The organism is Pelagimonas varians, assembly GCF_003208435.1.
GTDB classification, from domain to species: domain Bacteria; phylum Pseudomonadota; class Alphaproteobacteria; order Rhodobacterales; family Rhodobacteraceae; genus Pelagimonas; species Pelagimonas varians.
In genome coordinates this window covers 44,957-64,593 of sequence record NZ_QKMF01000019.1, presented here as the reverse complement: position 1 = coordinate 64,593, position 19,637 = coordinate 44,957, and the positions used below count along the sequence as shown (strand labels likewise).

The 19,637-nt window shown below is 55.9% G+C and carries 19 protein-coding genes; 9 read left to right on the top strand and 10 right to left on the bottom strand.

Annotation, left to right across the window (positions count from 1 at the left end; translation table 11 throughout):
- Positions 1 to 148 precede the first annotated feature (148 nt).
- Positions 149 to 946, top strand: a complete 798-nt coding sequence (locus tag C8N36_RS19780) for a protein-disulfide reductase DsbD domain-containing protein (RefSeq protein ID WP_097806444.1) — start codon at positions 149 to 151, stop codon at positions 944 to 946.
- A 1-nt stretch (position 947) separates the two neighbouring features.
- Here C8N36_RS19780 and C8N36_RS19775 read toward each other — a convergent pair whose 3' ends face one another.
- The 5 genes from C8N36_RS19775 to C8N36_RS19755 form a co-directional block, all read right to left on the bottom strand.
- Positions 948 to 4,337, bottom strand: coding sequence for an efflux RND transporter permease subunit (locus C8N36_RS19775; protein ID WP_097806443.1), 3,390 nt, complete (start codon positions 4,335 to 4,337; stop codon positions 948 to 950).
- Between the two features lie 3 nt (positions 4,338 to 4,340).
- Positions 4,341 to 5,798: an efflux RND transporter periplasmic adaptor subunit gene (locus tag C8N36_RS19770; RefSeq protein WP_097806442.1), complete on the bottom strand. Its 1,458-nt coding sequence runs from the start codon at positions 5,796 to 5,798 to the stop codon at positions 4,341 to 4,343.
- Between the two features lie 84 nt (positions 5,799 to 5,882).
- Complete coding sequence (gene moaB / locus C8N36_RS19765; RefSeq protein WP_097806441.1) at positions 5,883 to 6,425, bottom strand: molybdenum cofactor biosynthesis protein B; 543 nt, start codon at positions 6,423 to 6,425, stop codon at positions 5,883 to 5,885.
- A gap of 25 nt (positions 6,426 to 6,450) precedes the next feature.
- Positions 6,451 to 7,071 carry a LysE family translocator gene (locus tag C8N36_RS19760; protein WP_097806440.1) on the bottom strand — a complete coding sequence of 207 codons (621 nt, stop codon included), beginning with the start codon at positions 7,069 to 7,071 and terminating at the stop codon, positions 6,451 to 6,453.
- A complete protein-coding gene (locus C8N36_RS19755; RefSeq protein WP_097806439.1) occupies positions 7,068 to 7,853 on the bottom strand; it encodes a uracil-DNA glycosylase in 786 nt (261 codons plus the stop codon). The genes C8N36_RS19760 and C8N36_RS19755 overlap by 4 nt, the downstream gene beginning before the upstream one ends.
- A 177-nt stretch (positions 7,854 to 8,030) precedes the next feature.
- Between C8N36_RS19755 and C8N36_RS19750 the strand changes: the two genes are divergently transcribed.
- Genes C8N36_RS19750 through plsY form a run of 5 tightly spaced genes read left to right on the top strand, consistent with a single transcriptional unit; the run spans position 8,031 to position 11,810 of the window.
- Complete coding sequence (locus tag C8N36_RS19750) at positions 8,031 to 8,981, top strand: aspartate carbamoyltransferase catalytic subunit (RefSeq protein WP_097806438.1); 951 nt, start codon at positions 8,031 to 8,033, stop codon at positions 8,979 to 8,981.
- A complete protein-coding gene (locus C8N36_RS19745; protein ID WP_097806437.1) occupies positions 8,981 to 9,520 on the top strand; it encodes an aspartate carbamoyltransferase catalytic subunit in 540 nt (179 codons plus the stop codon). The genes C8N36_RS19750 and C8N36_RS19745 overlap by 1 nt, the downstream gene beginning before the upstream one ends.
- Positions 9,517 to 9,912 carry a hypothetical protein gene (locus C8N36_RS19740; RefSeq protein WP_097806436.1) on the top strand — a complete coding sequence of 132 codons (396 nt, stop codon included), beginning with the start codon at positions 9,517 to 9,519 and terminating at the stop codon, positions 9,910 to 9,912. Before C8N36_RS19745 ends, C8N36_RS19740 begins: the two co-directional genes overlap by 4 nt.
- Positions 9,909 to 11,189, top strand: a complete 1,281-nt coding sequence (gene pyrC / locus C8N36_RS19735) for a dihydroorotase (RefSeq protein ID WP_097806435.1) — start codon at positions 9,909 to 9,911, stop codon at positions 11,187 to 11,189. The genes C8N36_RS19740 and pyrC overlap by 4 nt, the downstream gene beginning before the upstream one ends.
- Before the next feature lie 15 nt (positions 11,190 to 11,204).
- A complete protein-coding gene (plsY, locus tag C8N36_RS19730) occupies positions 11,205 to 11,810 on the top strand; it encodes a glycerol-3-phosphate 1-O-acyltransferase PlsY (RefSeq protein ID WP_097806434.1) in 606 nt (201 codons plus the stop codon).
- Positions 11,811 to 11,834: 24 nt separating this feature from the next.
- Here the strand turns inward: plsY and C8N36_RS19725 are convergent, their stop codons facing one another.
- Together C8N36_RS19725 and C8N36_RS19720 are read right to left on the bottom strand one after the other, a co-directional pair.
- Positions 11,835 to 12,623, bottom strand: a complete 789-nt coding sequence (locus C8N36_RS19725) for an alpha/beta fold hydrolase (protein WP_146227672.1) — start codon at positions 12,621 to 12,623, stop codon at positions 11,835 to 11,837.
- A complete protein-coding gene (locus C8N36_RS19720; RefSeq protein WP_097806432.1) occupies positions 12,620 to 13,219 on the bottom strand; it encodes a 2-hydroxychromene-2-carboxylate isomerase in 600 nt (199 codons plus the stop codon). Before C8N36_RS19720 ends, C8N36_RS19725 begins: the two co-directional genes overlap by 4 nt.
- Before the next feature lie 94 nt (positions 13,220 to 13,313).
- On the opposite strand from C8N36_RS19720, the gene C8N36_RS19715 reads away from it, so the two are divergent.
- Both C8N36_RS19715 and C8N36_RS19710 read left to right on the top strand, forming a co-directional pair.
- Positions 13,314 to 14,324 (top strand): ribose-phosphate pyrophosphokinase, encoded by a 1,011-nt coding sequence (locus C8N36_RS19715; RefSeq protein ID WP_097806431.1) that lies wholly within the window; start codon positions 13,314 to 13,316, stop codon positions 14,322 to 14,324.
- A 143-nt stretch (positions 14,325 to 14,467) separates the two neighbouring features.
- Positions 14,468 to 14,785, top strand: a complete 318-nt coding sequence (locus C8N36_RS19710; protein ID WP_097806430.1) for a hypothetical protein — start codon at positions 14,468 to 14,470, stop codon at positions 14,783 to 14,785.
- A 155-nt stretch (positions 14,786 to 14,940) separates the two neighbouring features.
- On the opposite strand, the gene C8N36_RS19705 is transcribed toward C8N36_RS19710, so the two are convergent.
- The gene (locus C8N36_RS19705) at positions 14,941 to 15,291 is read right to left on the bottom strand and encodes an H-type lectin domain-containing protein (RefSeq protein WP_097806429.1); all 351 of its coding nucleotides are present in this window, start codon (positions 15,289 to 15,291) and stop codon (positions 14,941 to 14,943) included.
- 198 nt (positions 15,292 to 15,489) lie between these two features.
- On the opposite strand from C8N36_RS19705, the gene C8N36_RS19700 reads away from it, so the two are divergent.
- The gene (locus C8N36_RS19700) at positions 15,490 to 17,547 is read left to right on the top strand and encodes a DEAD/DEAH box helicase (RefSeq protein ID WP_097806428.1); all 2,058 of its coding nucleotides are present in this window, start codon (positions 15,490 to 15,492) and stop codon (positions 17,545 to 17,547) included.
- 184 nt (positions 17,548 to 17,731) lie between these two features.
- Here the strand turns inward: C8N36_RS19700 and C8N36_RS19695 are convergent, their stop codons facing one another.
- Together C8N36_RS19695 and atpD are read right to left on the bottom strand one after the other, a co-directional pair.
- The gene (locus tag C8N36_RS19695) at positions 17,732 to 18,154 is read right to left on the bottom strand and encodes a F0F1 ATP synthase subunit epsilon (protein WP_097806427.1); all 423 of its coding nucleotides are present in this window, start codon (positions 18,152 to 18,154) and stop codon (positions 17,732 to 17,734) included.
- Positions 18,155 to 18,209: 55 nt separating this feature from the next.
- On the bottom strand, positions 18,210 to 19,634 hold the full coding sequence (atpD, locus tag C8N36_RS19690) for a F0F1 ATP synthase subunit beta (RefSeq protein ID WP_097806426.1): 1,425 nt from the start codon (positions 19,632 to 19,634) through the stop codon (positions 18,210 to 18,212).
- Between the last annotated feature and the right edge of the window lie 3 nt (positions 19,635 to 19,637).

The following is a 19,637-nucleotide window of genomic DNA, read 5'->3' as shown; positions in this document are numbered from 1 at the left end:
ACAGTCTTGTACTCAACATGGCTTGGTCGCACTCATTGCGCAAGAGCGACTGGTGCCGCAGGTCAAGCGAACAACTCTAAGGTGTTTCACGCACATCATCGCCAGAATGTGACTTTCATTTCTGCGCGAAAAACCCCAAGTCAGAGGCATGATACGCAAAATATTGACACTTGCCGCTTTGCTATTGCCGTCTATTGGCGCTGCCGAAAGCTATGAAAACATCGTCCAAGCGGAACTACGCCCCGGTTGGCGCATGGCTGATGGCTCGCATATGGCTGCGTTGCATTTGCAATTGGCACCGGGTTGGAAAACCTATTGGCGCGCGCCCGGAGACGCAGGCATCCCGCCGCAATTCCAATGGACGGGTGCCAAGGACGTCAAAAGTGTCTCCGTTCACTGGCCCGCCCCTCAGGTGTTTCACCAGTCAGGCATGCGCTCAGTCGGGTATTCCGGCAATGTTGTGCTGCCATTGCGCATTCAAATGAACAAAACAGGCAGCAACGCGCAGCTAAAGGGCACGATCAACATCGGCATTTGCAAGGATGTCTGCCTTCCGCATCGGGTACGGGTCAAGACCGTACTCTCAGCTGACCAAACACGCCCCGATCCGGCAATTGCCGCCGCCTTGGCAGATGAACCGTATAACGCAAAAGATGCTGGCGTTTCGAAAGTGTCCTGTGTGGTTTCCCCGGCAGACGGCGGGCTATCGCTGCGCGCGCAAATTAAAATGCCGAAAGGGACGGGCCGCGAAGAAACCGTTATCGAAACCGCGAACCCCCAGATTTGGGTAGGGGAGCCGCGGACATGGTGGGAAGGCGGGCAATTGCTGGCAGAAGCACGCATGGCCCATATGGACGGGAACGCCTTTGCCTTGGACCGATCCCGTGTCCGTATCACCGTTTTAGGCGGCAAAATGCCTGTAGACATTCGCGGCTGCGACGGCTGACTTAACTCCGCATCATCCGCTTTATACCCAATCCAAATCCCCCCAAGATATAGAACACGAGGGCAAGCGCCCCTGCGCCGACCAAGAACAAGCCAAGGGCCGCAAAATTGGGGGCAACCTGTGCCACTGGCCCCTGCGCCAGCACCTCCGGCAATTGGCCGAACCATGCGGTGTACCCCAAAGTGACACCCAACCAAGCCAACATCACCGCAAAGGCCAGCGCCAACCAAACCCGTATGGCCATGCCGCGGAACTTGATCCCGCGTTTAAAGGCCGCAACATACCGCGCGACATCGTGCTGGATGGCAACCAGAGCTGGAATCACCAGCAAAACCAAGAACATCCCAAAGCCCAACCCATAGACCAGAGTGATCACGGTTGGTTTCAAAAACTGTGCTTGCGCGGATCGTTCCGTCAACAATGGGGCCAAACCCAGCACGGTTGTGGCTGTGGTCAAAAAGACAGGCCGCAATCGATCCACCGTTCCGTCAATGATCGATGGCACAAGGCCGCGATCCGCAGCGTATTCATCAATCTGCGTCACTAACACGATGGAATCGTTGATGATAATGCCAGTCATCCCCAGCAGGCCAACAACTGTAAACATGCTGAGTGGCACGCCCCAATAGTCATGGCCGTAAATCGTGCCGATCAACCCAAAGGGAATAACGGCCATCACCACCAAGGGCCTTGTCCAGCTTGCAAAAACCCAAGCCAGAACGAGATAAATCCCCAAAAGTACAAGTGTCAAACCCGTGCCAGCATCCTTTAAAAAATCGCCTTCTTGCTCGCTAAGTCCAGACAAGTTGTATTCGACCTGCCGGTTGACAGAGATTTCCGGCAAGATCTCTTCTTCCAGCAGTTTGATTATTTCGGTGGCGCGGGCAGGATCATCTTCTGAAATGTCGCCTGTGACTGAAATCAGTCGAATACCGTTTTCACGACGTACAGTGGAAAACCCCGTGCGGCGTTCGACACTGACAATATCGGCAAGTTGCACATAGGCTCCGTCTGGCGTGCGCATCTGGGACGTCTCAAGGAAATCGGCTGTCAGCTCTCCCTTTGGTAGTTCCACCCGGATTTCAGCACTGCGCGGCCCGTCTGGATAGGTGGCGGCCTCGATCCCGCCCAAACGATCCCCCAGAACATGCCCCAAACCTTCGATATCGAAGCCAAGCGCCCGCCCCTGTGCCGTCAGCTGCAAGATCAGCTCTTCTTTGTCATAGGACAGATTGTCCTCAACGGCAGAGACCTCAGAGAATCGGGCAACCGCAGTTTTCAGGTCTTCCGATGCAGATTTCAGGACACTGGACGAGGCCCCGTAAAATTGCACATCCAGCGCGTCTCCGCCCGGACCAGATCGCCACCCCCGAAAGGACAGGGTCTCAACCAAGGGATGGCGCGGAACACGCTCTTGAAGATCACCCACAAAGGCAAAGCTGGAATAAGGGCGATCATCCGCTTCGATCAGCTCAATGGAAATACCGCCCAACTGGTCGGCGTCTTTGGTATCCGCGCCGGACAAGCCGCGCCCTGCGTTGCCGCCCAATTCAGCAAGCACATAAACCAGAGGGTTTGTGCCATGTTCGTCTTCGTATTCTTTCGCCAATTCTTCAGTGGCCTGTTGAAACAGTTTCAACTGTTCCAGCGAATCCGCACGCGTTGCCCCCGGTGCCATCGCAAAATTGCCGGTAACCGACGACCGCTCCGGCGCGTTAAAAAACCGCCACTGCACATCACCGCTTATCAGAAGCGTTACCTGCGTGGCCAAGGCCAAAATAACCCCTGCAATCACCACATAGCGCGCAGAAATCACCACCCCCATAAAGGGGCGAAAAAGCTTGTCACGGAAAAAACAAAACCCGACATTCACCACTCTGGAAGGGATATCATACCAATGCTTGCTGGCACTGTGAGCAAGAGCGTGCGCCATGTGATTGGGCAAAATTAGGAAACATTCGATCAGTGATGCGATCAACACTACAATGACAGTGTACGGGATATCCGAAATTAAGTTGCCGAACCTGCCGCCAATGGCCGTTAGCCCGAAAAACGCGATAACGGTGGTCAAGGTTGCAGCCACAACAGGCAAAGACATGCGTTGGGCTGCCGTTTCGGCGGCGACAAAGGGATCCAAACCCTTTTTCGCCAAATGGTCGGCATGCTCTCCAACAACAATGGCGTCATCCACGACAATACCAAGGGTAATAATCAACGCGAACAAAGAGATCATGTTGATCGTCAATCCCGCCACATACATCAACGCAATTGCGGCCAGCATTGCAGTTGGAATACCTGCTGCAACCCAAAGGGCAGTCCGTGCATTCAAAAACAAGAACAGCAGCAGCACCACAAGCATGAGGCCGGTCAAACCGTTCTCCAGCAAAATGTTCAGCCGGTCGGTGATTGCTTCGGCGCGGGTGCGGATCAAGTCCACGCTGACTCCGTCAGGCAACGATTGTTCAAACTCTCGGGCGACATCTTCAACACTGTGCTGAATGCGAATTGCGTCCCCTTGAGAGGATCGATCCACGCGGATCGAAATTGCGGGATTGTCGCCAACAAAATAGCTTCGATCACGGTCAGGGCCTTCGACCCGAATAACCGCAACATCTCCAATCGTGAGCTTTGATCCGTCAGGGTTGGACCGCAAAGCAATGTCAGAAATATCATCAGCGCTGCGTTTTTCGACGCCAGTTCGGACCCGTGCGCCGGCGGTGCCGACATCCCCCGCAGGAGAGGTATTAACTTCGGCGGCAATTGCGTCTGAAATATCGCTCATTGTGACGCCGAATTCCACCAGATTGGCAGACGGGACCTCGACCACGGTTCGCGGCGCAGCAAGCCCTTGGATCGTTGTTCGTGTGACCCCTTCGGCAAACAAACGCACCACCAGTTCATCCGCGAAACGTGCCAGTTGATCGACACCAACCGGGCCTGTGATAACCAGATCAGTCACACGGTCGCGCCAAACCCCGCGCCGGACCACGGGGTCCTCCGCCCCGTCGGGCAAGGTCGATACCGTATCAACAGCGGTTTGAATGTCATCTGCGGCGCGCGACATGTCCCAGTCAGGCTCAAACTCTAACCCGATTACAGCGCGGCCTTCACTAGACGACGCGCCCGAACTTTCTACCCCTTCAACCGCCAGCAAGACCGGTTCCAGAACCTGCACAATCGCGGCGTCTATGTCTTCGGCACCGGCCCCTTCCCATGTGACACGCACACTGATGTCGTCCAAAACAACATCCGGAAAAAACTGTGCCCGCATGTTCGGTCCGGCCATCAGCCCCGCCGCGACAAGCATCACAAGGAATAGGTTGGCCAACGTAGGGTGACGGGTGAAATAGCTTAGAAGACCGCGCGCGGACTTGGGAACCTCGCGTGCCATACCTTAGCCCCCCATCCGTGCTTCGATGCGTTCTACAACTGCCGCTGGCACTTTCGGTTGATCCAATTGTCCCAAAATCCGCGTTTTTGCGTCCGCCGGCATACGCGTGTTTGCCTCGACAAAGGCGCGTATTTTCTGCCGTCTCTCATCCGTCAATTCTACCAACTCGGGCGCTGCTGGCGCCTCGCTCCCATCAGCGCGGATCGGTTTGACCCGAATGCCAGCCCCCAACAATGGCGTGCGTTCGGCGACGATCTCTTTGCCATCAAGCCCGCGCGCGCGCACAAGAACATCATCGCCCTGACGTCTTAATAGCGTGACCTGAAGCGCATTTAACCGGTTGTCTTCGCCAATTTCCAAGACTTCGGACTGGGCATTCAAGGCCGTGGCGGGCAAACGGGCCACGCGTTGCAATTCGGGTTCTTTCAAACTGACGGTGACAAAGTCACCGGGCTTGAACCCGCGCGGAGCCTCTAGCGTCGCAAACAGCAAACGCCCTGTTTGACCTTCACCAACGGCAGCCCCCTCGCGGCTTAGTTGACCCGTCGTGGAAATGTTGGTGCCAAAAACGTCCAAACTGACAGAGACGGGTGCAACTTTCAGTTGCCCTGCATCATCCAATAGCCGCGCGTATTGCTGCGTCGACACCCGAAAGGCCACCTCAAGCGAGTCCGGGTCAACCAATTGCGCCAAACGTTCATTGGCAGACACCAAACGTCCGGCCACGACGGCCACATCAGACAGCGTTCCGGAAAATTCAGCGCGTACTTCGGTATCTGCCAAGCGGCGCATTGCTTCGTCGCGGGCAATTTCAGAGCGCCGCAACCGTGTTACGGCCTGTTCAATGCGGCCTTCTGCGATTGCAATAGCGCGGCGTTGGGTCAGGACCGATTGTTTCGCGGCAGACACCGCCAGCTCGGCTATTTCAACCGCCGCCGACGTTCCGACATTGCGCGCCTTCAAATCCTTTTGGCGCTGCAAAGCCTGTTCACGCAATGCAACCTGCTCTTCTGCCGCACTCAACTCATCTCTGGCCAGAATAATGGCGCGGTCTGCCTCGCGCTGCTCGGCGACGGCATCCAAAACATCGCTTTCGGCACGGTCCAGCGCCGATTGGGCATTGGCCGGATCGACGCGCGCTAAAAGTTGACCGGCAGAAACGCGCCCCCCTTCAACAAACAAGGGATCAAGCGCCAAAAGCGCACCGCCCGCTGCGGCCCGAAGCTCAAGCGTCCGGCGGCTTTGCACTTCGCCAAATGCCGACATTTCCGGAATCACATTGCCAATTTGAACTGGCACCACATTGACCGCAAAAACCCGCTCGCTGGCAGGGCGCGACCGAGGTGTTTCGTCCAGCCGGGCCTGCACGGCATCACGCACCATAATGCCTGCGTAGGCCAACATGCCCAACGCCAAGGATATCAGGAACAGGCCCGTTAGGCTCTTGCGTAAAAAACGCATCGCGCCCCCCTATTTGAACGTCTTCTAATCATGTAGTGGCTGGTGGACAAATTCCAAGCAGCCAAGCTTATACGCAGATCAAACCTATTTCCGTCGCTTATGTTCATCGAGACGCGGAAAAATCTCAACAAAATTGCAAGGGCGGTGCCGATAGTCGAGCTGAAGCTGCAAGATTTCGTCCCAAGCGTCCTTGCAGGCACCCGGACTGCCCGGCAAAGCAAACAAATATGTGCCGCCCGCAACGCCGCCGGTGGCACGACTTTGAACCGCACTTGTACCGATCTTTTTCATCGAAACGATGGTGAAAACGGTGCCAAAGGCTTCGATTTCTTTTTCATAAACATCGCGGTGCGCTTCCACGGTGACGTCGCGCCCGGTCAGGCCAGTGCCGCCCGTTGAAATGATGACATCGATTTCGGGATTTGCGACCCAGATCCGCAACTGTTCCGAAATAAGGGCACGCTCGTCTTGCACGATGGTGCGATCCGCCAAAACATGTCCGGCTGCCTCCAGCCGCCCGACCAGAGTATCACCAGACCGATCTTCGGACAGTTGCCGGGTGTCGCTGACGGTCAATACAGCGATGCGAACCGGGATGAAATCTTTGGATTCATCAATGCGGGACATTTTGTTTCCTTGTTAGAAGATGATCTTAGTGGCGCGCCGAAAGGGCCAGCCGCAATGCCAACCCACCGAAGAGTGTTGAGGACATCCAGCGCAAGATTCGTTCGGTTGGTGTTCCGGCAGAAAGCTGCCTACGCAAGCCTCCGGCAAACTGGCCGACCAACCCATTGATGATCAAGCCGCCAATCGCAAGCATGGTGCCAAATACCAAAAACTGCGGTAAAACTGGGCGGTTCGGATCAACAAATTGTGGAACAAAGGCAAGAATGAATAGGATAACTTTCGGGTTGGTCAAATTTACCGCAAATCCCTGCCAGGCAGAGCGAACAGAATTCATCGCAGGAGCGTTATCCCCCGCCAACGGTGTCCGGAAGGTTTTCCAAGCAATATACAGCAAATAGGCCACGCCTGCCCAACGGATCACCTCAAAGGCCGACGGATATGCCGCAACCAATGCCCCAAGGCCCAATCCCGCCAAAACAGTATGCACAAAGGCGCCACAAGAAACCCCGACAGACGCCGCCCAACCCGGCCGCGCGCCCCCTCGCAAACCTTGGGCGAGGCAAAACATCATATCCGCCCCCGGGGTTATATTCAAAGCAAGCCCAACCGGCACAAAAGCCAGCAAAACAACGGGCTCGACAATCATGAAACACCGTCCAGTTTTGCGCGCACTTCCAACAGGTCGGCCCAGCTTTCGCGTTTGGCAGCAGGGTTTCGCAGCAAATACGCAGGATGGAACATCGGAATAGCAGGAAGACCTTCTGCTTTGGCCCATTGGCCACGCAATCGGCTGATGCCACGTTTGCCCAGCAAAGCCTGACAGGAAATGTTCCCAACAATCACCAAGATATCCGGCTTTGCCAAAGCAATATGTCGCTGCAAAAATGGCAACATCATTGCGATCTCTTCGGGTTTTGGTTCTCGGTTTTGTGGCGGACGCCAAGGCAGGACATTGGTGATATAAACGTCCTTTGACCGCGACAAATCAATCGCTGCAAGCATGCGGTCCAAGAGCTGTCCCGTGCGCCCTACAAACGGCTTGCCTTGCATGTCTTCTTCGCGGCCCGGAGCTTCACCGATCAGCATCACTTTTGCGCCCGGAACACCGTCCGCGAAGACCAAATTGCGCGCGCCTCTTTTCAACGGGCAATGCGGGTACTGCGCCATCGCTTGCTGCAAGGATGGCAAATCCGGCGCGGCCAAAGCGGCATTAACAGCCTCTTCGATCGGGTCAATCTTTGGCTCAACCACCCTGACTGGCGCTTTGCCGGGCAGCGCTTGCGCTTTGGCCGCTTCTGCCTTTGAGCGGGCTTCTTGTTCGGCGGCAAAACGATCCACCGGACTGGACAAGATCGCCTCGTCCACCCCCAGTTCCACCTGCCATTCCAGCAAGGCGCGCGCCATATGCCAATCTATCGCCGAATCCATCGTTGCACACCCTACTCCGCTCCGGCGGCAGAGGGAACGCCAAGAAACACTGTGGCGTTCGGGGGAGGGCGGGTGGGCCGAATGCCACAGTGTTTCCGAGGTCTATCCCCCCCGCCCTGCCCTTGCCTTGGCAGCCCTCGCTTTCTATGAAGGCTCAAACTCGGCAGGAGCTTCCTTATGCGTTTCGACCAGCGTCACCTTCTCGGCATCGAACCTCTGCGTCCCGATGAAATCACCACGATCCTTGATCTGGCGGATCAATATGTCACCTTCAACAGAAGCCGTGACAAACATGCCCGCGCCCTTGCTGGCCTCACCCAAATCAATATGTTTTTCGAAAATTCGACCCGCACCCAGTCGAGCTTCGAGATTGCCGGAAAGCGCCTTGGTGCCGACGTCATGAATATGGCAATGCAAGCAAGTTCGATCAAAAAGGGAGAAACCCTGATCGACACGGCCATGACGCTGAACGCCATGCACCCTGACTTGTTGGTTGTTCGGCACCCTCATTCGGGTGCGGTGGACCTTTTGTCGCAAAAGGTGAACTGCGCAGTTCTGAACGCAGGTGATGGCAAGCACGAACATCCAACCCAAGCCCTTTTGGACGCCCTGACCATCCGCCGCGCCAAAGGCCGTCTCCACCGGCTGAACATCGCGATTTGCGGCGATATCGCCCATTCGCGCGTTGCGCGTTCCAACATCTTGCTGCTGCACAAGATGGAAAACCGCATCCGTCTGGTTGGCCCGTCGACGCTCATCCCATCGGGGATCGAACACTTTGGTGTCGAAGTCTACGATGACATGCGCAAAGGTCTGGAAGATGTCGATGTCGTTATGATGCTGCGTCTGCAGCGCGAACGCATGGACGGTGGATTTATCCCGTCCGAACGCGAATACTATCATCGCTACGGGCTGGATGCTGAAAAACTGGCAGTGGCGAAACCAGATGCCATCGTCATGCACCCCGGTCCGATGAACCGCGGCGTGGAAATTGACGGCACTTTGGCAGATGACATCAACCGCTCTGTGATCCAAGATCAGGTCGAAATGGGCGTGGCTGTGCGAATGGCCGTGATGGATCTTTTGGCACGCAACCTGCGCGCCAACCCAAAGGAGATCATGGCCTGATGCAGATTGAGATCAACGGATCGGACCGCGGGACTCTTTTGGTTTTTCAGCTCGATTTGCCCGGCGAAGCCGTAGAACGCTTTACCGTTCAAGCCGGTACCGGTGAATGGCCGTTGAAATACGCGCTTGGGGCTACATCTTTGCGCAACGGATTTGTTGACGTCGTCAATATCCGTGACCTTGATCAGATGCGCCTGTCGCGATACCTGACCGAAGCCCACAACGCTTCGGGTGCTGAATTCAAAGCCGACCAAGCCCGTTTGGATGCTCTGACCGGCCATTTGGTGGTCTTGCCTGCGCAGGCCTTCGACAACACGTCACAAACTCTTAGGATTGCTCCGCAGTTGCGCTTGATCGGCAGCTATAGCGAAGCAACAGGCAAAGCTTCCGGCCCCAAGCTGGGCAGTGCATCTGCCAAGGGTTTACTGGGCCAAGGCCCATCACCACAATCGGCAAACGGTGGCTCGCCCTACTTCAAATTGGCACTGGCGGGTGTAGCTGTTCTCATCGTTCTTATTTTGGCGGCGCTTCTCCTATGATCACATTTTCACCCGACAAAAAGACGTACCTGCGCACCCATCTCAACATGGGCGTTGTGGCCATGGCCCTTGGCACTGGCGTCATTTGGATGATGGGAAATCCGCACTATTGGACCGGCCTGATTGGCGGAGCCTTTGCCGTTGCCCTGCGCGGCTGGTATCTGCAGGACGAAGAGTTGGGGCACAAATGGACCATGGACAAAGGTATCTTGTCCGGCCCCGCTGAACGCCGGGTGCATCTGTCGGATCTGGCACAGGTCAAATCAATTGGATCGGCTGTGCAACTGATCACCACAAGCGGTGACAAACATCTGATCAAGTTTCAGGCCGATACCCAAGCGACAATCAATCAAATCAACGCCGCACGTTCCGCCTCGGGAGAGACCGAATGACCAAGACCCTTTTTATCAACGCCCGCCTGATTGACCCCGAAGCAAATAGTGCCGCGCCCGGGGCTTTGCTGATTGACAACGGGGTGATCGTAGACCGGTTTGACAGCCCTACCCCCCAAGGCATCGAGGCCGAGGTCATTGATGCGGGCGGCAAGTGTCTGGCTCCGGGCATCGTTGATATCGGTGTAAAAGTTGGCGAACCCGGCGAGCGCCACAAAGAAAGCTACGGCACTGCTGGTCAGGCCGCCGCCGCTGGCGGGGTGACAACCATTGTGACCCGCCCCGATACAACACCCTGCATAGACATGCCCGAAGTGTTGGAATTCATCCGCCGCCGCGCCAACGAAGCTGCTCCGGTCAATGTCCTGCCGATGGCTGCGTTGACGAAAGGCCGTGAAGGTCGCGAGATGACAGAATTTGGCCTGCTGATGGACGCCGGGGCCGTGGCCTTTACCGATTGCGATCATGTCGTCGCCAACACCAAGGTATTGGCCCGCGCCATGTCTTATGCACGATCATTGGGCGCGTTGGTCATGGGCCACCCCCAAGAACCGACTTTGTCCAAAGGTGCGGCCGTAAGTTCGGGCAAATTCGCGACGCTGCGCGGTTTGCCGGGCGTGTCGCCTATGGCCGAACGGATGGGCTTGGACCGCGATATCGCATTGGTCGAAATGACCGGCGTACGCTATCACGCCGATGCAATCACCGCTTCGCGCACCCTGCCGCCGCTTGAGCGGGCCAAGGCCAACGGGTTTGATGTAACGGCTGGCACCTCTATGCACCACCTGACACTGAACGAATTAGATGTCGCAGACTACCGCACCTTCTTTAAGGTCAAGCCGCCCTTGCGCGCCGAAGAAGACCGCATGGCCATGGTGGCCGCAGTGCGGGACGGTTTGATCGATATCATCGGGTCATTCCACACGCCGCAAGACGAAGAAAGCAAACGCCTGCCTTATGAAGAAGCAGCCAGCGGCGCTGTCGGCCTTGAAACCATGCTGCCGGTTTTGCTGCGCTTGTACCATTCGGGCGAATTGGAACTGCCCACCCTGTTTCGGGCCTTGTCGCTTAATCCGGCCAAACGCCTTGGTCTGGCTTCAGGGCGGGTTTCCAAAGGCGCTCCGGCGGATCTGGTTATGTTCGATGCAGACAAGCCGTTTGTACTAGACCGCTTCAAACTGAAATCGAAATCCAAAAACACCCCCTTTGATAGCGCCCGACTTCAGGGCAAGGTGTTGGGAACATGGGTCAACGGCACCCGCGTCTTTGAGGCATAAGCGTTAGGAACAGCGATGTTTAACACCGATCCAACCACCATCGTGCTTTGGGCGTTGATTGGCTATCTTCTGGGGTCGGTGCCATTTGGCATCGTCATTACCCGCCTGTTCGGGCTGGGTGACCTGCGCAAAATCGGGTCTGGCAACATCGGCGCAACCAATGTGTTGCGCACCGGGAATAAACCCGCCGCACTGGCCACACTGGTTTTGGATTCGTCCAAGGGGGCCATCGCTGTTTTGATCGCGAAATTCGTGACCGGCGACGTGGCGGCCATGCAAATCGCTGGCCTCGCGGCCTTTGCCGGGCATTGCTATCCCGTGTGGCTAAAATTCAAGGGCGGCAAAGGCGTTGCGACCTATTTGGGTGTTGTTCTGGCCATCAGCTGGCCCGTCGGTTTGCTGTGCTGTGCGACTTGGGCCTTTGCTTTTGCAATCAGCCGGATATCGTCGGTTGGGGCGCTGGTTGCTGCCATGTCGACGACGGTTTGGATGTTCTTCATGGCGCGCACAGATCTGTTGCTGATGGGCTTTTGCCTGACGGCCCTGATCTATTGGCGCCACCGCGAGAATTTGGCGCGGATCAAAGCCGGAACAGAACCGAAAGTGGGCAAAAAGAAATAGGGAGGCGCGCCGCCCCCCTATTATCTAAGCTTGCACAACTGCGCCCAGATGTGCCGCAATGGCCTGCGTTACTGCGTCAGGATGCGTGATGGGCAACATATGACCTGCCCCATCAACCACAGCCTCAACCGCGTGCGGCAGGCGCTCTTGTAGCTTTTGATGGGTCACGCGCACAACGTCCTGAGTCTCACTGCCCCTCAAAAGTGTGATCGGCATGGTCAGCCTCTCAAGCCGACCGTGGCCCAACAAATTACATGAGTCTTCGGTCAGGCAGCCTTCGGATGCTCCAATCATGGGCATCAAATCAATCATGCTGTCTTGCGTCGCCTTTGAAACTGCTGCCCACGGCTTGCCGCCGCCCCAAGCCGCATGAAAAGCCAGCGCCATGGCCCGCCAGTCCTGACGATCGTTCGCCTCCAGATAGTCCTTGAGCTGCGCCCGATACGCCTCAAACACGCCTGTGCCACGTGCAATGGCCACGATGACCGGTTCTATCAAGGTCAGCGACAAGACCATATCAGGGCGTTCTATCGCCAAACGTATGGCGACCGTGGCCCCAAAACTATGGCCAACAATATGGCAAGGACGATCCAGCAAACCGCGCGTACTGTCTGTAACAGCATCATGGACCTCGCCGATCCCGTCCCAAGGGGCACTGCGCCCATGGCCGGGCATATCCGGTGCGATGCATGTCAACCGGTCCGCCAATGGGGCGACAACCGGTTTCCAAACGCCACCGTGCGCAAGCGAGCAATGTAACATCAAGGCACGGCCCGGCCCTGAACCGAACCGTCTCACGTTAGTGTCGCTCAAAGGTCGCCTGCCAGATAGGCATCAAGGTCATCAATCCGATCTTGTCCAAAGAACCGCTGGCCATCATCGAGAATATAGAAAGGCGACCCGAACACACCGTTTGCAATCGCCTCTTCCAGATTCCGGCCATAGGTTTCCGCACCCGCCAACAAACCGCTGTCCGCCAGTTTTGGATCGAAACCGGCGGCTTCCAGACAGGCCTTGATCACGTCGTCTTGGGCGATGTCTTTTTCTTCGTACTGGCACGCCCGAAGCACGCTATGGACGAGCGCCCCCATGTCACCACCACCCGCATTTTGTGCTGCGATGATCGCATAAGACGAAGGTGCCGGATTTGTTGGCCAAAACATTGGCTTTAAATTGATCGGCAAACCGGCTTTTTTCCCACCGCGCTGTAGTTCCTGCATGCGATATTCCATCCGGTTAGGATGGCGATCCTTTGGGGCTGTGCCTCCGGTTCTGGAAAATAGCGCCATGATATCAAGAGGTTTGTAGGTAATCGATGCACCATGTTTGGCTGCGACTTCCTCTAGCCGCATGCCGGCCAAATAGGCAAACGGTGACAGAGTCGTGAAATAGTAGTCGATATGAGCCAATGCTCTTCTCCTGCTGGTGTTACTGGCACCAATGCTAGGCACATGTTAAGGCGACCGCAACGTCACGAATCCGTCATCCTCCGGAGCTATGCCCATGCCCACCGTCGTTGAACCCAAAATCATCTCAGGTAATGCCAACCGCCCGCTTGGCGAAGCGGTTGCTCGCCGCATGTCGCTATATCGCGGCATGAGCGTCAATCTGGTCGATGCTCGCATCGAACGTTTTAACGACGGCGAAGTCTTCGTCGAAGTTTTCGAAAACGTCCGCGGCGAAGACATGTATATCATGCAAAGCACGTCGAACCCTGCAAATGATAACCTAATGGAATTGCTGGTTATGGCCGACGCGCTGCGCCGGTCCTCTGCTGCGCGTATCACAGCTGTTATGCCTTACTTTGGCTACGCCCGTCAGGATCGCCGGACCAAAGCGCGCACACCGATCACCGCCAAGCTGGTCGCCAATATGATCGCCGAAGCCGGTATCGAACGGGTTTTGACCATGGACCTGCACGCAGCCCAGATTCAGGGCTTTTTTGATATTCCAGTCGACAACTTGTATGCCTCGCCGATCTTTGCACTGGATATCCTCAAGCAATTTGACGGCGATCTCGAGGACGTCATGGTTGTGTCGCCCGACGTCGGCGGCGTTGCCCGTGCCCGCGAATTGGCAAAACGGATCAATGCGCCCCTGTCGATTGTCGACAAACGCCGTGAAAAACCCGGTGAAATTGCGGAAATGACCGTGATCGGCAACGTCGAAGGCAAAAAGTGTATCATTGTCGACGACATGTGCGACACCGCTGGCACACTTTGCAAAGCTGCCGAAGTGATCCTTGAGCATGGCGCAACCGAAGTCCACGCCTATATTTCGCATGGTGTTATGTCCGGCCCTGCAGTTGAAAGGGTGACCAGCTCGGTTCTCAAAACGCTGGTATTGACGGATTCGATCCAGCCAACGGATGCCATCAAGAACGCTTCCAATATCCGCGTCTTGCCCACGGCCCCTCTGTTTGCCCAATCGATCCTGAACATCTGGAACGGCACCTCTGTATCATCCCTGTTTGAAACAGACGTTTTGGGGCCGATCTACGAAGGTATTTTGTAAGCCACTTCCGCTTTCTTTTCAAAAGCGCAAAAATGTGGGTTCAAACTGACCAGCGTCAATTTGCATGCGCTGCAAGGCCCGATACTTAAAACCAAAGAGGCTGATCGCTTGCCCTCTTTGGTTTTTTGACAAGGAGTTGCACTATGCTGGAGACCCGAATGCTCAAGACTGCTCTGGCCGCACTCGTTTGTGCCGCCAGCTTTGGCCCTGCTCAGGCTCAAGGCTCCGATGCCCAAACTTTGTTTGAAACAAAATGTGGCAGCTGCCACGTTCCAGATGCAAGTGAGTTTCTCGAGCAGAAAGTGATTGTAACCGGCGACGGATTGGTTGGCGAGGGCAGCAAAATGCCAGTGCAAACATTCTTGGAATCCGGTCACGGACGATTGGAACCGGCCGAGATCACGCTAATCATGGAGCATCTGGAAACCGTACAGGACAGCAGTCAGCTGATCTTAAACTAGAGCTCGGCTTTCCATGGCTGCGCAATTCTTTAGCCGCAGCTTAATCTGAACCAAAAAAATGGCCAATTTGGGGGGTGATACACGGATCGTAAGATTTGTGAAATTCCCGTGGTCTTTGGCGCATCTGTCAGACAGCAGATGCCGCCAACACGGCCTTAGTACAGATCCCAATCATCCTCTGAGGACACTTCCCCGATCGCCGTCCAGCTAAGCCGTACACGTGCGACCCGTGTATCGGACCATGTGCGGAATACCATCTCGAAGCCCTTTTCAGTGACTTTATCCGTTCCGATATCAGCCCGCACATTCGCCCCTTGATCCACGTCCCACAAAGACAAGGCCACTTGGACCGTCGGAGTGCTGCGAAAAGGTTCTGAAAATATAACTTTCTTACGTCTCTCGCGCGCACCGTGGCCTGTCCACATGTCACCGCCAGATGCAAAGTCCGAAAACACTTCCTCATTGCCCTGATCCACCCCAATGAGCGAGCCTACATATTTACGCATGTCCGTTCTTCTCTTTCCTATTGGGGAAACCGCTTTTATCGTGTAGGGGGTATATCGTCCTTCCCGACGCAAAGGGAATGCCAAAGAAACCAGCTGATTGCTTTGTCATTCGGCCTGTGACGCTTTTGGCATATACTTCTTCACCTTTGATCTGTATAGGCCAGCCCTTAGCCCCCTCCTCCGCTGAAAGAATCCCTGATGATTGCCCCATTGCAAGACGCCTTAACCGAACGCGGTTATGACACCCTTACAGACGTTCAAACCGCCTGTTCCAACCCTGAGCATGTTGATCGGGACCTTCTGGTTTCGGCCCAAACAGGATCTGGTAAAACTGTAGGTTTTGGTTTGGCTATTGCCCCCACTTTGCTGGGTGATGCTGTCAATATGGGGCGTGCCGACGCACCCGTTGCCTTGGTCATTGCGCCGACGCGGGAACTTGCTTTGCAGGTTAAGCGCGAATTAACATGGCTTTACGCCAAAACCGGAGCTTGGATCGCGTCCTGTGTTGGGGGCATGGACATGCGCGAAGAACGCCGGGCTTTGTCACGTGGGGCACATATCGTTGTAGGGACGCCGGGCCGTCTGCGAGATCACATCGAGCGCGGCTCTTTGGTCATGGATCAGCTCAAAGCAGTTGTTCTGGATGAAGCCGACGAAATGCTTGACCTTGGGTTCCGCGAAGACCTGGAATACATGCTGGGCGAAGCACCAGAATCGCGCCGGACATTGATGTTCTCGGCCACTGTTTCCCCGATGATTGCGAAGCTGGCCCAGAACTTTCAGAACAATGCCGAGCGTATTTCGACTGTTTCTGGCAAACAGCAACACGCCGACATCACCTATCAGGCTGTTCGCGCCGCTCAAAAAGACGCAGAGCATGCGATTATCAACATCTTGCGCTTCCATGAAGCTGAAAAGGCGATTGTTTTCGCCAACACGCGCGCTGCTGTAAACCGCCTGACTGCACGTTTCTCTAACCGTGGGTTTGCCGTGGTGAGCCTGTCAGGTGAACTGAGCCAGAACGAACGGACACACGCGCTACAAGCCATGCGTGACGGCCGTGCACGTGTCTGTGTGGCGACTGACGTTGCCGCCCGTGGCATCGATCTGCCCAAACTTGAGTTAGTGATTCACGCCGATCTGCCGACCAACACCGAAGCCCTGCTTCACCGGTCCGGCCGGACGGGCCGGGCTGGTCAAAAAGGTATCTCGGCAGTTGTCGTGACACCAAAAATCGAGAAGAAAGCCGAACGCCTGTTCAAATGGGCAAAAATCAACGCTGAGTGGGTTTCTGCCCCCAGCGCCGAAGACATCCTGAAAAAGGACGAAGAGCGTCTGTTGACAGACCCGGTGTGGACCGAAGACATCACTGACGGTCAAAAGGAATTTGCAGCCAAACTGGTGGAAGAACATTCGCCAGAGCGGATCGCGGCGGCCTATCTCAAGCTGTATCAATCGCGTCAGTCCGCCCCCGAAGAGCTGTCCGACCCAAGCGCCCGCCCCGAGCGCAAAGAGCGTCAAGAACGCGGCCCCTTCGGCCCAAGCACTTGGTTCTCCATCTCTGTGGGCCGCAATGACCGCGCTGAAGCGCGTTGGTTGCTGCCATTGGTGTGCCGTGCCGGAGACATCACTAAAGATTCCATCGGAGCGATCCGCGTTCAGCAAAAAGAAACCTTTGTCGAATTGGCCCAGCCTTCGGTCGCCGGATTCCTGGACAAAGTTGGCGATGGTGGCGAGCTTGAAGAAGGCATGACCATCCGCAAATTGGACAAGGCACCCGACCTTGAACGCGGCGGTCCACGCGGTCCGAAACCCGGTGGTGGCAAGCCATATCGCGGTGGCAACGATTCTGCGCCCCGCGGCGAATACAAAGGCAAGCCAAAGCGCGATTATGACGATCGCCCTGCGAAACCCAAGTCGGACTACAAACCGCGCCGTGACGATGACGCCCCGCGCGAAAAACCACATGTAAAATCCAGCGGTAAAGCTGTTTGGGGTGGCAAAGCCGACGCCGGAGAAACTGAGTTCAAGAAACCGAGCGGGCCGAAGAGAGATTTCGACAAGGGGCCGCGCAAAGACGCAAAGCCCTACGAAAAATCGGACCGTAAACCCGGTGGTAAACCGTTTTCTAAGGGTCCTGGAGGGAAGCCAGACGGCAAACCTAAGGGCAAAGGCAAACCCGGTGCGGCCTCGGCCAGCAAACGTTTAGGGCCACCTCGCAAAGGCGGCGACGCACGCCCCATCCGCAAGAAGTAAGATAAAGACATTTTAGACAGGCGGGATCTTTTGGGTCCCGCCTGTTTTTTGATGACCCGAAGGTTTGATGCGCCGTCAAAACCACGCCAGAATTTGGTCGATGCGCTGCGGGGAACCGCCCAAACAAAAAGCCCCGGCTGCAGTGATGCAACCGGGGCTTTTGTTCGTGCGCTAAACGCCGCTCTTACAGAGCAGGCTGCTTTGCTGTCAGGCCAATAGACCCGGCAAGCGCGACCATGTCGTTCAGCAGCTTGGCTGCGTCATCCACGGAAGCACCAGCTTCTTTTGTATGGGTGTAAGAAGCCTGAGCTTCATCCACCAATGCGTCATAGGTCGCCTGATCAACGTCTGCCTTTGGCAGCGCCTGTTCAGCCAGAACCGACAGGCTTTCGCCGATTTCGGCAAAGCCACCAGTGACCACAAATTCCTGAACACCTTTGTCAGTATCCACAGTCAGGATACCAGGGCGTAGGGTGGTGATCAGCGGAGCGTGGTTCGGCATCGCGGTCAGGTCGCCATCGGCACCCGGAATCTGCACCGAAGTGACCTGCGCAGTGAGCAGGCTACGTTCGGGGCTGACCAGATCGAATTGCATCGTGTCTGCCATGTGTATCTCCTTTTATGCCGGGGAAGCGGCGAACGCTTCCCCAAACAGGATGGAATTAGGCAGCTTCCGCAGCCAGCTTCTCGGCTTTGGCCAGCACTTCGTCGATGCCGCCAACCATATAGAAGGCACCTTCTGGCAGGTGGTCATATTCACCAGCCACAACAGCCTTGAACGAGCTGATGGTATCTTCCAGAGGAACCTGAACACCGTCAGAGCCAGTGAAGACCTTCGCAACGTCGAACGGCTGCGAAAGGAAACGCTGGATCTTACGCGCACGGGCAACGGTCAGTTTGTCTTCTTCTGACAGTTCGTCCATGCCGAGGATCGCGATGATGTCCTGAAGCGACTTGTAGCGCTGCAAGATACCCTGAACGTCACGGGCAACATCATAGTGTTCCTGACCAACGATTTGCGGATCCATCAGGCGCGACGAGGAATCGAGCGGGTCAACCGCCGGGTAAATACCCAGTTCGGAGATCGCACGGTTCAAAACCGTCTGAGCGTCAAGGTGCGCAAAGGTTGTTGCAGGTGCAGGGTCGGTAAGGTCATCCGCCGGAACATAAACAGCTTGGATCGATGTGATCGAGCCGTTCTTTGTCGACGTAATACGTTCCTGCATCGCACCCATGTCGGTGGCCAGAGTTGGCTGGTAGCCAACCGCCGAAGGAATACGGCCGAGCAGAGCCGAAACTTCGGAGCCCGCTTGGGTAAAGCGGAAGATGTTGTCCACAAAGAACAGAACGTCTGTACCAGTCGCATCACGGAACTGTTCCGCCAGGGTCAGACCTGTCAGAGCAATACGCATACGCGCACCGGGAGGCTCGTTCATCTGGCCGTAGACCAGAGCAATTTTCGAATCGGTCAGGTTATCAGGGGTGATAACGCTGGATTCGATCATTTCGTAGTACAGATCGTTACCTTCACGAGTCCGCTCACCAACACCAGCGAACACGGACAGACCCGAGTGCACTTTTGCGATGTTGTTGATCAGTTCCATGATCAGAACGGTTTTGCCCACGCCGGCACCGCCGAACAGACCAATTTTACCACCCTTGGCGTATGGAGCCAGAAGGTCGATAACTTTGATACCTGTTACGAGAACTTCGGCTTCTGTCGCCTGGTCTTCGAATTCAGGAGCAGGCTGGTGGATGGAGCGGAATTCAGTCGCGCCAACATCGCCTTTTTCGTCAACGGGCTCGCCGATAACGTTCAAAATACGGCCCAGGGTGGCTTCGCCAACCGGAACTGTAATTGGGCCGCCAGTATCTTCTACTGCTTGACCACGAACGAGACCTTCGGTCGCGTCCATAGCGATGCAGCGAACTGTACCTTCGCCGAGGTGCTGGGATACTTCCAGAACCAGTTTCTTGCCATTGTTGGTCGTGTTCAGGGCGTTCAGGATCTCCGGCAGTTGGTCGCCGAACTGAACGTCAACAACGGCGCCAATCACCTGCGTGATTTTGCCTTGTGCGTTAGCCATGTT